The organism is Eubacterium sp. An3 (assembly GCF_002159465.1).
GTDB classification, from domain to species: domain Bacteria; phylum Bacillota; class Clostridia; order Lachnospirales; family Lachnospiraceae; genus Anaerobutyricum; species Anaerobutyricum stercoris.
In genome coordinates, this window is the sequence record NZ_NFIR01000111.1 from 1 (window position 1) to 598 (window position 598).

Here is a 598-nt window from a genome sequence, read left to right on the forward strand (position 1 = left end):
TTTGCGGACGCGCTCAATCTCATTTTTCTCTTTTTCTGTGTACAGCATTTTCATGTCCTCCTTGGCTAAAAGTTTTGGTGTGTACCATCATCAGTTTAACACAAGGCGGCTGGCTTTATCAGCCGGTCACATCTGCTGTATCTCGTTTTTAAGCATACGCTTGATTTTGTCGCTCATGGTTTCGGTGCTGGTGTCGCTGAAATGGACGCGCACCTTGTAGGTGGTCTTGCCGATTTTCTTTACCAGCGCGGGGGCGTCCTCCGGCGCTCTGGCCGGAGTGGTGTCTGCGGTCTGCATGGTACGGGTTTCTTCGTTCATGGCGCTCCTTTCTCCGGGCGGGGCTGCGCCGTCCGGCAAAACAATCAGTCGCTCTTACGGTTCACAATGTCTTTCGCCGCCTGCTTGGTGGCCCCGGCGTTTTCCTCTCGGAAGTTTTTCCCGGCAAAAAGGATCGGGGCGCACCGTTCCAGGATACGGTCTGGTGTGGTATAAAAAAAGTTGACAGTTTATTCTCAAGGATTTCATAATAGAATCATGAGAATAAGGAGGTATTCAAAATGGCACGTAAATATGACCATGAATACAAAGTACAGGCAGC

Annotated in this window: 1 protein-coding gene and 1 pseudogene; both read right to left on the reverse strand. The window is 50.2% G+C overall.

Features of this window, described 5'->3' with window-relative positions:
* Positions 1-126: 126 nt before the first annotated feature.
* Positions 127-318 carry a transposon-encoded TnpW family protein gene (locus B5F87_RS20585; RefSeq protein ID WP_087221673.1) on the reverse strand — a complete coding sequence of 64 codons (192 nt, stop codon included), beginning with the start codon at positions 316-318 and terminating at the stop codon, positions 127-129.
* A gap of 44 nt (positions 319-362) precedes the next feature.
* Positions 363-479, reverse strand: a pseudogene (locus B5F87_RS20865) (ATP-binding protein); the annotation flags it as partial.
* Between the last annotated feature and the right edge of the window lie 119 nt (positions 480-598).